Genomic DNA, 13,280 nt, shown 5'->3' on the forward strand with positions numbered 1-13,280 from the left:
GCCATCAGGCCTCCGCTTTCAGAGGCAGGGTCCGCTGACGTTTGCCGGTCAATGCAAACAGGGCATTGCCCAGGGCCGGAATCACGGGCGGCACACCGGGTTCACCGACGCCGGTCGGTGTCTCGCTGCTCTCCACAATTTCCACCTCGACCTCCGGCCGCTCGTACTGCCGTAACAGCGGGTAGTCGTGGAAGTTGGATTGCTGGACTTCACCCTGTTCCAGGGTAATCTCCCCATACAATGCCGCCGTCAGGCCGAACAGGATACCGCCCTCGATCTGGTCAACCACGATTGCCGGGTTGACCACCTGGCCGCAATCCACGGCCGCGGCAACCTTATAGACCCGGATCGAGCCATTCTCGACTCCGGCTTCCACAACCTGTGCCACGTAGGTACCGAAGCTGCGCATCAGGGCAATACCGCGGGCCCGACCCTCGGGTACCGGCGTATCCCAGCCGCCCAGTCGGGCCGCCCGGTCCAGCACCTCCCGATGTCGGGGCTCGTTCTCCAGCAGGCGGTGACGGAAGCGGTAAGGGTCCTGCCCCGCTTCGTGGGCCAGTTCATCCATGAACGTCTCGACGGCAAAGCCATTATGGGAATAACCCACCGAGCGCCACCAGGTAATGGGAACCCCCGGATCGATATGGGTATGGCGGATATCGATGTTTGCCACCTGGTAGGGATACTCGATCGCCCCCTCGATGGCGGAGATATCTTTCGGGGTGGCAATGCCTTCGGCCCAGACTCCGACCTTGCCGAGGGTGTCGTAAAGGAACTTGGGCGTCCACGGGAACTGCGCCGGGCCAGCATTGCGAACGTACCAGTTCAGAATCTGCGGGCCGACGATCTGGTGATCCCAGCCACTGAGCTCACCCTTGTTCAGGCCCGCCTTCATCCGGTGCAGCATCGCCGGGCGGTACAGATCGTGACGGGTATCCTCTTCCCGGGACCAGATCACTTTCACCGGCTGGTCCACGCGGAACGCGACGGCCGCGGCTTCTTCGATGTAGTCCTGGGTCAGGCGGCGGCCAAAGCCACCCCCGAGGAAGGTGGTGTTGATGGTGACTTCGTCCGGGGCAAGATCGGTCACCCGGGCAGCGGCAATCCGGCCCAGATCCGGCGCCTGGGTCGGCGCCCAGATCTCCATATGATCGTTGCGGTACCAGGCGGTAGCGTTCATGGGCTCAAGGGTGGCATGCGCCAGGTAAGGCTGGCTGTACTCGGCCTCCACCACCTTGTCAGCAGTTGCCAGAACGCTTTCGGTATCGCCCTCGCTCCGCTCTGACTCGCCGGCATCTTCATCCGCCGCCTTGCGATAGGTCTCGAACACCTCGCCCGTGGACAGCCCCAGCGCCCCGGAGAAGTCCCACTGGATCCTCAGGGCGTCCTGGGCCTTGCGGGCACGCCAGTACTTGTCAGCGACGACGGCCACGCCCCGGTCGATTTCCATGACTTCAAGAACCCCGGGCATGGCCCGGACCTCATCACCATTGAACGACTGCACCTTACCGCCGAAACGGGGTGGGCGGGTGACCACGGCGTACACCATGTCCGGCAGGCTGACATCAATGCCGTATACAGCTTTGCCGGTGGACTTGGCCCGGGCATCCAGCCGCCGGTTCTGTTTTCCGATGTATTTCCACTCGGCTGCCGGCTTGAGCGCGACGTCCCCGCGCAGAACTTCCTTGGAAGCCAGCTCGACCAGCTGACCGTAGCGCATGGAATCGATGCCATTGGGGTGGATGACCCGACCATCACTGGCCGAACACTCAGCGGCATCGACCCGCCAGACGCCTGCAGCCGCGCGGATCAGCATCTGCCGGGCAGAGGCACCGGCCGTCCTCAGTGGCTCCCAACTGGTAGCCAGACTGGTGCTGCCCCCAGTGAGCTGCAGCTTGTACAACGGATTCTTGTACTCATCGGCAACGGGGGCAAAGCGCGGCTCGATGGCCTCCGGTGCCACTTCCAGTTCCTCGGCAATCAGCGTGGTAAGGCCGGTGTAGGTGCCCTGCCCCATTTCCACCCGCGCCAGGGTGAAATAGATCCGGTCATCCCGGGTAATCTCCAGCCAGGCATCCGGGCGCCATTCGCCGGTCTCCTCCTCGTAGCCCGCGGGAAGTCCGGCGCAGCCGGGCAGAGACAGGGAAAGCACCAGGCTGCCGGACGCTCCGGCACCGACTTTCAGGAAATCCCTTCGGTTCATCGCCATGTCACACCTCCGCCTGCGCCGGCTGCTCGCCGGCAACCACGGATTCCACGGCAGCGATGATCCGGCTGTAGGTGCCACACCGGCAGAGATTGCCAGTCATGGCTGCAACAATCTCGTCACGACCCGGTGAGGGATTGGTCGCAAGCAGATGGGCGGCGCTCATGATCTGCCCGGACTGGCAATAACCGCACTGGGGTACCCCGTGGTCAATCCAGGCCTGCTGCAATGCATGCAACCGATCGCCACTGCCCAGACCTTCAATCGTGGTCACTTCGCCATTTTCTGCCATTTCCACGGGAGTAGAACAGGAGCGCACCGGCTGCCCGTTCAGGTGCACCGTACAGGCGCCACACAAACCGGCGCCGCAACCAAACTTGGTACCCGGCAGGCCCAGTTCGTCCCGCAGCACCCATAACAGGGGCGTATCTGCCTCGATATCCAGCAAGTGAGTCTCGCCATTCACTGTCAGGCGCAATGCCATTCCCTCTCTCCTGTGCAGGGGCTTTTTGTCAGCCCGCTTCTGTTTTTACGGGGCAGGTCGGCACCGGGGCTTTTATTTGACGACTTCCTCGCCGTCCTTGTTTACCCAGATCTTGCGCTCGCCGGAGTCCATCTGGCCGTTCGAATTCCAGACCTCGCGGCTCTCCGTGGCTTCCTCGACCTTGCCGTTGTCATTCCAGATCACGCGATCCTTGCAGCCGGCCAGAGCCAGCACTGAGAACACAATCACAACGAACTGCTTAACCACACTTACCTCCAATACCGGTTTTCCCGGTGTTTCAACATGATGTTGGAAAGGAATGAAAACCCTACCGGCTTCCGTGGATTTCTCGATTGCGCTGCTTGTCGCGATCACTCTTCCGTACCATGACATACACCGCGCCGGTGCCACCATGGTGTTTTTGGGCCGAATGAAACGCCAGCACATCGTCAAGTTCGGGTAGCCACTTGGCGAGGTAGCTTTTCAGCTGGGCGATGCCGTCAGGGTTACGCTCGCCCTTGCCGTGAAGAATGATCACCGAGCGAAGGCCGTACCGGACGCAATCACCGATGAAGTTGAATACTTCCCGCCGGGCCTGCTCAACGGTCATCCGGTGCAGGTCGAGGCGGGCTTCAATGGGATACTGACCGAGTCGAAGCTTGCGGAAGACACCATGCTGGATGCCCGGCCGCTGCCAACTCAGAATATCGTGCGCGGTCAGTGGCTCCACCATATCGGAAGTCAGCGGATTGACATCCTTCAGCGGTTTCTCCACCGCCGAGCGCTGACGCTCCAGGTGGCCCGGAGTCAGCTCCCTGGGCGTGGAGACCTCCGCCCGGTTCGGTTTGCGGATGCGCCGGACGTCCTTCATTTCTTCCAGGAAGGCCAGGCGCTCATCTTTACTGGTCATGGATCGGTTTGTATCTGGATTGACTGATATCAGAACTTTACCACCGCCCCGGTATACCATAAAGAAACCAACCACCCAGACTGCCGCCTGCGACCAAAATCGTAGGGCCCGATTCCCGGTCCTGCACTACACTCAGGCGGACAATAATAATGATCGAATGGATCCGGACATGGCCTCGAATCAGGACAGTAACCGCCCCCAGAACACCCGCGCCATCATGGGCTTCCTGCGGGAGCATGCACCTTTCTCCAGCATGGACGATGCCCATCTGGCCCATTTTGCCGAGCACGCGACCCTCAGGTTCTTTGCCGATGGTGACGAGGTACTCTCACCGGATGACGGCATCGTCAAACGATTTTACGTGGTCAAACAGGGTCGGATCCGTGGCGAACGCCACAATGAGAAGGAAGACCGTACCGAGACCACCTTTGAAATCAGCCGGGGCGAGTGTTTCCCGCTGGCCGCGATCATTGGCGAACGCCCCACCCGCACCCTGCATCGGGCTGATGGCGACACCTTCTGCCTGAGCATTGAACAGGACGCCTTCATCACACTGTTTGCCGAGAGCGACCCGTTCCGGGATTTCTGCCTGAGGGGCGTCAGCAGCCTGCTTGACCAGGTGAACCAGCGCATCCAGTCCAACGCCATGGCGTCCATGGGTTCCAGCAACAGTCTGGACACACCACTGGAACGCTATGCCTTGCGCAACCCCATCGTCTGCTCTCCGGATCTGCCGGTACGCAAGGCGGTGGCGCGCATGCACGAGAACAATGTCGGCAGCATCATTATCACCGACGACAACCGGCACCCGATCGGCATTTTCACCCTGCGGGACCTGCGCACCATGATCGCCGAGGAAAAGGGCCCCCTGGATACACCGGTCCGCCAGGTTATGACACCCGACCCGTGCCGCCTGCCGGCCCATGCGGATGCCTTCGAAGCCGCCATGCTGATGGCCGAGCACCATTTTGCCCACTTGTGTGTGATTGACGATGAGCAACGCCTGATCGGCGTGGTCTCCGAGCGGGACCTGTTCGCGCTGCAGCGGGTAGATCTGGTCAACCTGGCCCGCACCATTGGAACGGCCACTCATTTGCGCACGCTCGTGAGCCTCCGCAGCGACGTATCCCGGCTGGTGGATGCCATGCTGGCCCATGGTGCCGATTCCGGTCAGGTGGTAAAGATCATCACCACCCTCAATGACGTCACGGTGCGCCGGGTCCTGGAACTGAATTTGCGGAAGAACGATCCGGGCATCCCCTTCACCTGGCTGACCTTCGGTTCCGAGGGCCGTCAGGAGCAGACCCTGCTCACCGATCAGGACAACGGCATCCTGTTCCGGACGCCAGAGGGAATGACCGAGGAACAGGTCCGGGAGAAGCTGTTGCCCTTCGCCCAGACCGTCAACAACGAGTTGGCCGAGTGCGGCTTCACGCTGTGCAAGGGCAACATCATGGCCAGCAACCCGAAACTGTGTCTGAGCGACCGGGAATGGGATGACTGGTTCATCCGCTTTATCGATGCCTCCACGCCCCAGAATCTCGTGTACTCATCCATTTTCCTGGACATGCGGGCGGTATTCGGCCCGACCGAACCCTTGCACGAGCTGCTGGAAAAGGTTCTGGCGCGGATCCGCAAGAATGCCCTGTTCCAGAAGATGCTGGCCGGAAACGCCTTCCAGCGTAAACCGCCGCTGACGATGTTCCGCAACTTCCGCTACCTGAATGACGAGAAGAAACACGCCCTGGACCTCAAACGACAGGGCCTGGCCCCCTTCGTTGAAGCGGTTCGGGTGTTCGCTCTGGCCAACGGCGTGGAATCCGCCAACACGCTGGAACGGATGGAAGAACTGGCGAAAAAAGGTGTTTTCGACCCCAAGGATGCCAATGCCTGGAAAGAAGCCTACAGCCTTATCCAGGCGATCCGCATGCGCGCTCACCAGGAAATGCTGGACCGGGGCGAGGAGCTCACGAATTACATCGATCCGGATGACCTGAACCCGCTGGACCGTCGGATCCTGCGTGAATCTTTCCGCCAGGCCCAGCGACTCCAGCAGAAGCTGGAAGTAACCTATCAACTCTGAGAGCCGGACAGGATGCTGGACTACATCAAACAATGGCTGGAACGGCGCAGGGCCGGGCCCATCGGCGAGCACGACTGGGACAACCTCCCTACCCCCAAAAGTGCAGGCGACCAGCTCTTATCCGACAGCCGGCTGATCGTGCTGGATCTCGAAACCACCGGCCTCAATGCAGCAAAAGACGAGGTGATTGCCATTGGCGCCGTAGCCGTCAGCGGCGGCGTGATCCACCTCGATGACCAGTTCGACCTCATTCTCAGACGCCCCGAGCTGGATATCAGTGAAACGGTACTGATCCATGGCATCGGGCCGGAAGCCCTGACCCAGGGCCACGAAACCGAGGATGCCCTGCTGTACCTGCTCGACTGGATGAACGGCGACCCGGTGTTGGCCTACCACTCCGCTTTCGACCAGAAATTCCTGGAAAAGACGCTCAAGGCCGAGCTGGGCTATACCCAGCAACACCTGTGGATCGATGTGGCCGACCTGTTACCGGCCTTTTTCCCGGACGCCAAAACCGGTGGCAAGGGCCTGGACAACTGGGCGGATTTCTTCCGGCTGGAAGTCAGCGAACGCCATCATGCGGCTGCCGATGCGCTTGCCACTGCCGAACTCACCCTGGTGGCTCTGAACAAAGCCCGGAAAGAAGATGTAAAAACCCTGAAAGAATTGAATGACAAGCTTCGTTATCACCGAAGATTGCAAAACATGCATCGTTTTTGAGGGAGGGCAAAACCGCTTCACAAAATTGACCGATCCCAAGGCAAATTACTGAGAATTAGACCTTTTGCCAATATCTATATGTTGGTTGACCAGTAAAGTCATTAGGGACAACAGTCGGAGAAGTACTTATATGAATAATAAATTCTCTAACCGAAATACCTCACCAAAAATCCATCCAACCTCCACAACAACAACACAGGAGTGAATCCTATGTCAGGTCATAGCTACGACGCTGAAAACTACTGGAAGGCGAACCTCCGCCTGATATTCGGGAGCCTGATTGTCTGGGCCCTGGTATCTTATGGCTGCGCCATCCTGCTTCGTCCGATGCTGGCGGGCATTCCCGTTGGCGGAACCGACCTGGGCTTCTGGTTCGCCCAGCAGGGCTCCATCCTTACCTTTATCGCTCTGATCTTCCACTACGCGTGGCGCATGAACAAGATCGACGAAAAATTCGGCGTACACGAGGAGTAAGGACGAATGAGCCAATTTGCAATCAACATCATTTTCGTAGGGGGCTCTTTCCTCCTCTATATCCTGATTGCTATCTGGGCGAAAGCCGGTAGCACCAAGGACTTCTACGTTGCCGGCGGCGGCGTTCACCCGGTCACCAACGGTATGGCGATCGGTGCAGACTGGATGTCAGCGGCATCCTTCATTTCCATGGCGGGTCTGATTGCCGCCGGCGGTTACGCCAACTCCACCTTCCTCATGGGCTGGACCGGCGGTTACGTACTTCTGGCCATGCTGCTGGCTCCGTACCTGCGGAAGTTCGGCAAGTTCACGGTTCCCGAGTTCATCGGTGACCGCTTCTACAGCAAGAACGCCCGCCTGGTGGCCGTTATCTGCCTGATCGTCGCGTCCGTGACCTACGTAATCGGTCAGATGGCCGGTGCCGGTGTTGCCTTCTCCCGCTTCCTGGAGGTTGACGCGACCCTGGGTCTGATCATCGCAGCGGTTGTGGTATTCATGTACGCCGTTATGGGTGGCATGAAGGGCATCACCTACACCCAGGTTGCCCAGTACTGCGTACTGATCATCGCCTACACCATCCCGGCTGTGTTCATCTCCCTGCAGCTGACCGGCAACCCGCTGCCGCCGCTGGGTCTGTTCTCGACCCACGCTGACTCCGGCCTGCCGATTCTGGAGAAACTGAACCAGGTCATTACCGACCTCGGCTTCAACTCCTACACTGCCGACATCGACAACAAGCTGAACATGGTTCTGTTCACCCTGTCCCTGATGATCGGTACTGCTGGTCTGCCGCACGTTATCATCCGGTTCTTCACCGTACCCAAGGTTGCCGACGCGCGCTGGTCAGCCGGCTGGGCCCTGGTCTTCATCGCCCTGCTGTACCTGACTGCTCCGGCCGTTGCTTCCATGGCTCGCCTGAATCTGATGACCACCATCTACCCGGATGGTACTGACGCGGCTCCGATCCTGTACGAAGAGCGTCCGAACTGGGTCAAGGAGTGGGAAGTCACCGGTCTCATCCAGTTTGAGGACAAGAACAACGACGGCCGTATCCAGCACTACAACGCCAGCGAGTCCTTCCAGGCGGAAGCGGATGCGCGTGGCTGGGCTGGCAACGAGCTGACCGTTAACCGGGACATCCTGGTACTGGCCAACCCGGAAATTGCCAACCTGCCCGGTTGGGTCATCGGTCTGATTGCGGCCGGTGGTCTGGCAGCGGCACTGTCCACAGCGGCGGGTCTGTTGCTGGCGATCTCCTCTGCGGTGAGTCACGACCTGATCAAGGGTTCCATTAACCCGAACATCACGGAGAAAGGCGAACTGCTGGCAGCCCGGATTTCGATGGCTGTGGCGATCGTGGTGGCCACCTGGCTTGGTGCCAATCCACCGGGCTTCGCGGCACAGGTAGTAGCTCTGGCGTTCGGTATCGCCGCAGCCTCCCTGTTCCCGGCGCTGATGATGGGTATCTTCTCCAAGCGTGTAAACAACACTGGCGCCATCGCTGGCATGCTGTCCGGTCTGGCCTTCACCCTGGTATACATCTTCGTGTACAAGGGCTGGCTGTTCATCCCGGGCACCAACAACCTGCCGGATACCCCTGAGAACTGGGTACTGGGCATCTCCCCGCTGTCCATCGGTGCGGTTGGTGCAATCGTCAACTTTGCGGTAGCCTTCATTGTGTCCAACGCAACTGAAGAACCGCCCGTTGAGATTCAGGAGCTGGTTGAAAGCGTCCGTTACCCACGTGGTGCCGGTCAGGCTCAAGACCACTAAGCAACAACTCAACCTGATTCATTCGATGAATTGACAGGTTGATACTGGACGGGCTTCCTCATCGAGGGAGCCCGTTCTTTTTTGAGGAAGTAGATTTATGTTCTGGACCTTTATCGCCACAGTCTTTTGCGGCCTCGGCGCGGCCGGCATTGCCCTGGGTATCCGCGCCATCACCCGCAACAAGGCGCCCCGCTGGCTCATCCCGGTATTTGCCGGCGCCGGCATGCTCGGCTATCTCATCTATGGCGAGTACACCTGGTACGATCACAAGCAGACCCTGCTGCCGGAAGAGGCCGTGGTCGTCGGTACCGAAAGTGACGGCATACTCTGGCGCCCGTGGACTTTCCTGTTCCCCTACGTCACCGCGTTTTCCACCGTGGATGTGGAAAGCATCAGCCGCGATACCGACAATCCGGACATCGTGCGCTTCACCCTCTATCGTTTCGAGCAAAAGATGACCGACGCGGTCTCCCATCGCGTGCACCTCATCAACTGCGCAAGCCGTGAGCTGGTCCCTCTGGGCGCTGACGGAACACCCCGGGTGGACAACATGAAGGTCCTTGAATCGGGCAACCCGCTGTTTCAGACCGTCTGTGCCGACTGACTGGAGGTTTGAAACGGAGATTCCAAGCTGATTTAACGAGAAGAGCGTTTCATGATTAGCGCCTGGCTGCTGGTATTAATCTCGATTACCTACATTTCCATTCTGTTTGTCATCGCCTGGGCCGGTGACAGGCACCCGGGACTGTATCGGAAACGCCTGGCGCGAACCCACATCTACGCCCTTTCCCTCGCGGTCTACTTTACCTCCTGGACATTCTATGGCGCCGTCGGCCGCGCCACCCAGGAGGGATTGGGTTTCCTGCCTATCTATCTCGGCCCCTTGCTGGTGTTCATCTTCGGAGCTCCATTGCTCCGGCGCATCATCTACATCAGTAAACGTAACAACAGTACCTCCATCGCCGACTTCATTGCCTCCCGGTACGGCAAATCCCAGGTTCTGGCGGCCATGATCGCAACCTTTGCGCTCATTGGCAGCGTGCCCTACATCGCCCTGCAGCTGAAAGCGATTGCCATGGGCTTCAACGTCCTGTCCGAGAGCGGCACCGGCTACCGGGAGCTCAGTTCCGCCGCCTGGAACGATTCGGCCTGGTACATCACCCTGGCCCTGGCGGTGTTTACCGTGCTCTTCGGCACCCGCCACCTGGAGTCCACCGAGCACCATCGGGGCATGATCCAGGCGGTCGCCTTTGAATCCCTGATCAAACTGATTGCCTTTGTTGCCGTCGGCCTGTTTGTCGGGTTCGGCCTGTACAACGGCTTCGGGGACCTGTTTGACCAGGTCCGGGCGGCGGATCTTGCCGGTGCCCTGACCACGGACGGACTGGAGGCGCCAGCCTTCATTACCCAGACCCTCGTAGCGATGCTGGCGATCATCTGTCTGCCCCGGCAATTCCACGTCATGGTGGTGGAAAACACCGACCACCGGGACTTCGAAGTGGCTCGCTGGGCGATGCCCATTTACCTGGTGGTGGCCAGCGCCTTTGTGCTGCCCATTGCCGCCGCCGGCCTGCTGTCGCCGGATATCAGCATGGGCAATCCGGACATCCTGATCCTCCAGCTGCCTATTTTTGCCGGCGAAGAGTGGCTGGCGATTCTGGTATTCCTGGGGGGCGGCTCTGCGGCAGCGGCGATGGTGATTGTCTGTTCGGTTGCGATCGCCACCATGGTCAGTAACGAAATCATCATGCCGGCGCTTCTCAAGTTCTTCCGCCCCGGCATGAACCGGCGCACCGACCTCAGCTACCTGTTACTGAGCATCCGCCGGGTAGCGATCTTCGTGGTTCTGCTCACCGCCTATGGCTTCTACCGGATGGCCGGCGAAGACTACAGCCTGACTGCCTTTGGCTTGCTGTCCTTCGCCGCGGCGGCCCAGTTCGGGCCGGCACTGGTGGGCGGTATTATCTGGCGCCGGGGCAATTACATGGGCGCCGTCTGGGGCCTGGCGCTGGGCTTCCTGATGTGGTGCTACACCCTGCTCCTGCCGGCTCTGGCGACCACGGGCTGGATTGCAGACAGCCTGATCAACCATGGCCTCTGGGGCCTGGGCTGGACCCGACCCACGGCCCTGTTTGGCTCCGACCTTGACCAGACCAGCCACGGCATCATCTGGAGTCTCGGGATCAACACCGTAACCTATGTCGTCCTGTCCATGCTGACCCGTCAGCGGGTGCGCGAGAAGATCCAGATCGCCTCGTTCTTCCATGACCCCCAACCCAAAGCGGAGACCGCCCACCACCAGAGCTGGCAGGGCGAGATCCTGATTTCGGATCTGCAGGCGCTGACCGACCGTTTCATGGGTGAGGACCGCTCCGAGACCATCTTCAGAAACTACGAACGGCGTAACGCTATCCGTCTGCACCCTCACCGCCCCGCCTCCACGCACCTGATGAAATACATCGAGCGGCAATTGGCATCGGTGATCGGCGCTTCCACCGCCCGCGTGGTGTTGGAATCCACCCTCACCGGCCGGGACATGCAGATCGAGGATGTAGTCAGCATTGTCGATGAAGCATCCCAGGCCATGACCTTCAGCCGGGAGCTGCTGCAATCAGCTATCGAGAACATAAGCCTCGGGGTCTCGGTGGTGAATCACCAGCAGCAACTGGTGGTCTGGAACCACCGCTACCTTGAGCTTTTCAAGTACCCCAAGGGCTTCGTTCGGGTTGGCCGGCCGGTGGAAGACCTGATGCGTTACAACCTCACCAACGCCAATCATTCAGCTCGACGCATCGATCAGATCATTGCCGACCGCTGCAACAGCATGCGCGAGGGCAAACCGATGTCCTACGAGCGCCAACGCCCCGATGGCACGGTGCTCCGGATCGACGGCAGCCCCATCCCCGGTGGCGGCTATGTGACCACCTTCCAGGACATCACGGCAATGCGCCGAACCGAACAGGCGCTGAAAGAGACCAATATCTACCTGGAGCAACGGGTCAAGGAACGTACCCAGGAGCTGCAGGTCATCAACGAGCAGATGCTCAAAGCCAAATCCGTGGCCGAGCAGGCCAACCAGAGCAAGACCCGGTTTCTGGCCTCAGCCAGCCACGACCTGCTGCAACCACTGAATGCCGCCCGGCTGTTTACCTCTGCTGTTGCCGGCAAGGCCAATGATGACGAAACCAGGGAACTTGTAGAACATATCGACAGCTCCCTGGGTGCTGCGGAAGAAATCATCAGCACCCTGCTGGATATCTCAAAACTGGATGCCGGGGCCCTGGAGCCGGATATCGGTGTTTTCCCGGTCAATGAGCTCTTGCGCCACCTGGCGACCGACTTCACCGCCATCGCCAAGGAACAGGGTCTGGAACTGCATGTGGTGCCCAGTACCGCCTGGGTCAGATCCGATGCAAAACTGCTGCGCCGGGTGGTCCAGAATTTCCTGTCAAATGCTATCCGCTATACACCGAGCGGAAAGATACTCATGGGATGTCGGCGCCTGAAAGGCTATATCCGGATCGAGGTGTGGGACACCGGCCCCGGCATTCCTGAAGACCAGCTGGCCCATATCTTTGAGGAGTTCCGCCGCTTCCAGCACGGGCGCGACAAGAAGGGCCTTGGCCTGGGACTGGCGATTGTCGACCGGATCAGTGGCATGCTGAACCATCCGGTGAGCGTCCATTCAGTCCAGGGGCGCGGTAGTGTGTTCGGTATCACTGTGCCCTCGGCCGCTCCTGAGCAGACCGAACCAAGCGCCAAGCCTGCGTCCGGTCCAAGGCGGGTTTCAAGCCTGGGGGGGCTCCAGGTACTGTGTATCGACAACGATCCGGCAATCCTGCAGGGCATGGCCGCCCTTTTGGGCAACTGGCAGTGTGACGTAACCTCGGCGGAAAGCCTTGAGGATGCACTGGAGAAGCTCGATGGCCAGCAGCCGGATATCATACTTGCCGATTACCAGCTGGATGACAACCGGAATGGCCTGGATGCCATGGACAGTCTGAGGGCGGCTATCAGCGAGGATATTCCAGGAATACTCATCACCGGCTATATGGCGCCTGAAGTGCGTGAAGATGCGATCGAGAGGGGCTACCAGATTCTTTACAAGCCGGTTAAACCTGCTGCGTTGAGGGCGATGGTGAACAAGCAGTTGAAGCAGAAGCGGGGGTGATTGGCTGCTGTCCTCTCGGTTGGTTTATGGCGTGTATAAAAAACCCCGGTGCCTAATAGGCACGGGGTTTTGTTTTGTCCAAAGGGGAGGTTTGGGCAGCACCTGTTGAGCATGGGTATCGGGCAGCACTATGTGCTGCCGATGACCTACTTTGCTCGCGCTGTCGCGCTCGGCCCTTCGGGCCCGTCGTCGCTGCGCTCCGACGTCCTGCGGCTGCCGCAGGCAGCCTTGTCGCATGGGGGCCGTTTGTAGCCGACACCAGGTCATCGTCAGGTTCTTAATCCCATAAAAAAACCCCGGCAGCTACGCTGTCGGGGTTTTGGGATTAAGAACCTGACGATGACCTACTCTCGCATGGGCCATGCCACACTACCATCGGCGCTGGTCTGTTTCACTTCTGAGTTCGGGATGGGATCAGGTGGTTCCAGACCGCTATGGTCGTCAGGCAAAACGGTTGAT

At 59.7% G+C, this 13,280-nt stretch carries 10 protein-coding genes and 1 rRNA gene; 6 read left to right on the forward strand and 5 right to left on the reverse strand.

What is annotated here, in order from left to right:
- Nucleotides 1-4: 4 nt before the first annotated feature.
- The 4 genes from ACQUTG_RS17295 to smrA all read right to left on the reverse strand — a co-directional run bounded on the left by ACQUTG_RS17295 (nt 5) and on the right by smrA (nt 3,600).
- Nucleotides 5-2,209, reverse strand: a complete 2,205-nt coding sequence (locus tag ACQUTG_RS17295) for a molybdopterin cofactor-binding domain-containing protein (RefSeq protein ID WP_428920575.1) — start codon at nt 2,207-2,209, stop codon at nt 5-7.
- Between the two features lies 1 nt (nt 2,210).
- Entirely contained in the window at nt 2,211-2,690 is a 480-nt protein-coding gene (locus tag ACQUTG_RS17300) for a (2Fe-2S)-binding protein (protein ID WP_428920576.1), read from the reverse strand.
- 72 nt (nt 2,691-2,762) lie between these two features.
- Nucleotides 2,763-2,957: a hypothetical protein gene (locus ACQUTG_RS17305; RefSeq protein ID WP_428920577.1), complete on the reverse strand. Its 195-nt coding sequence runs from the start codon at nt 2,955-2,957 to the stop codon at nt 2,763-2,765.
- A gap of 61 nt (nt 2,958-3,018) precedes the next feature.
- Nucleotides 3,019-3,600 carry a DNA endonuclease SmrA gene (gene smrA / locus ACQUTG_RS17310; protein WP_428920578.1) on the reverse strand — a complete coding sequence of 194 codons (582 nt, stop codon included), beginning with the start codon at nt 3,598-3,600 and terminating at the stop codon, nt 3,019-3,021.
- A 169-nt stretch (nt 3,601-3,769) separates the two neighbouring features.
- On the opposite strand from smrA, the gene ACQUTG_RS17315 reads away from it, so the two are divergent.
- The 6 genes from ACQUTG_RS17315 (at nt 3,770) to ACQUTG_RS17340 (ending at nt 12,821) form a co-directional block, all read left to right on the forward strand.
- Nucleotides 3,770-5,683, forward strand: coding sequence for a putative nucleotidyltransferase substrate binding domain-containing protein (locus tag ACQUTG_RS17315; protein ID WP_428920579.1), 1,914 nt, complete (start codon nt 3,770-3,772; stop codon nt 5,681-5,683).
- Between the two features lie 12 nt (nt 5,684-5,695).
- Entirely contained in the window at nt 5,696-6,403 is a 708-nt protein-coding gene (locus tag ACQUTG_RS17320) for a 3'-5' exonuclease (RefSeq protein ID WP_428920580.1), read from the forward strand.
- A gap of 210 nt (nt 6,404-6,613) precedes the next feature.
- Entirely contained in the window at nt 6,614-6,877 is a 264-nt protein-coding gene (locus ACQUTG_RS17325; RefSeq protein ID WP_113862171.1) for a DUF4212 domain-containing protein, read from the forward strand.
- 6 nt (nt 6,878-6,883) lie between these two features.
- Entirely contained in the window at nt 6,884-8,650 is a 1,767-nt protein-coding gene (locus ACQUTG_RS17330; protein WP_428920581.1) for a sodium:solute symporter family protein, read from the forward strand.
- 97 nt (nt 8,651-8,747) lie between these two features.
- Nucleotides 8,748-9,254, forward strand: a complete 507-nt coding sequence (locus ACQUTG_RS17335; RefSeq protein ID WP_428920582.1) for a hypothetical protein — start codon at nt 8,748-8,750, stop codon at nt 9,252-9,254.
- A 51-nt stretch (nt 9,255-9,305) separates the two neighbouring features.
- Nucleotides 9,306-12,821, forward strand: coding sequence for a PAS domain-containing hybrid sensor histidine kinase/response regulator (locus tag ACQUTG_RS17340; RefSeq protein ID WP_428920583.1), 3,516 nt, complete (start codon nt 9,306-9,308; stop codon nt 12,819-12,821).
- 331 nt (nt 12,822-13,152) lie between these two features.
- Here ACQUTG_RS17340 and rrf read toward each other — a convergent pair.
- Nucleotides 13,153-13,267: ribosomal RNA gene (rrf, locus tag ACQUTG_RS17345) — 5S ribosomal RNA — on the reverse strand.
- Between the last annotated feature and the right edge of the window lie 13 nt (nt 13,268-13,280).

It is taken from the genome of Marinobacter sp. DUT-1 (genome assembly GCF_050379415.1).
GTDB lineage: Bacteria > Pseudomonadota > Gammaproteobacteria > Pseudomonadales > Oleiphilaceae > Marinobacter.

What these genes read in the sequence shown, in the direction of transcription:
- ACQUTG_RS17340 (WP_428920583.1), top strand. Translation starts at nt 9,306, where the DNA reads ATGATTAGCGCCTGGCTGCTGGTATTAATCTCGATTACCTACATTTCC.
- ACQUTG_RS17320 (WP_428920580.1), top strand. Translation starts at nt 5,696, where the DNA reads ATGCTGGACTACATCAAACAATGGCTGGAACGGCGCAGGGCCGGGCCC.
- ACQUTG_RS17325 (WP_113862171.1), top strand. Translation starts at nt 6,614, where the DNA reads ATGTCAGGTCATAGCTACGACGCTGAAAACTACTGGAAGGCGAACCTC.
- ACQUTG_RS17295 (WP_428920575.1), bottom strand. Translation starts at nt 2,209, where the DNA reads ATGGCGATGAACCGAAGGGATTTCCTGAAAGTCGGTGCCGGAGCGTCC.
- smrA (WP_428920578.1), bottom strand. Translation starts at nt 3,600, where the DNA reads ATGACCAGTAAAGATGAGCGCCTGGCCTTCCTGGAAGAAATGAAGGAC.
- ACQUTG_RS17330 (WP_428920581.1), top strand. Translation starts at nt 6,884, where the DNA reads ATGAGCCAATTTGCAATCAACATCATTTTCGTAGGGGGCTCTTTCCTC.
- ACQUTG_RS17300 (WP_428920576.1), bottom strand. Translation starts at nt 2,690, where the DNA reads ATGGCATTGCGCCTGACAGTGAATGGCGAGACTCACTTGCTGGATATC.
- ACQUTG_RS17335 (WP_428920582.1), top strand. Translation starts at nt 8,748, where the DNA reads ATGTTCTGGACCTTTATCGCCACAGTCTTTTGCGGCCTCGGCGCGGCC.
- ACQUTG_RS17315 (WP_428920579.1), top strand. Translation starts at nt 3,770, where the DNA reads ATGGCCTCGAATCAGGACAGTAACCGCCCCCAGAACACCCGCGCCATC.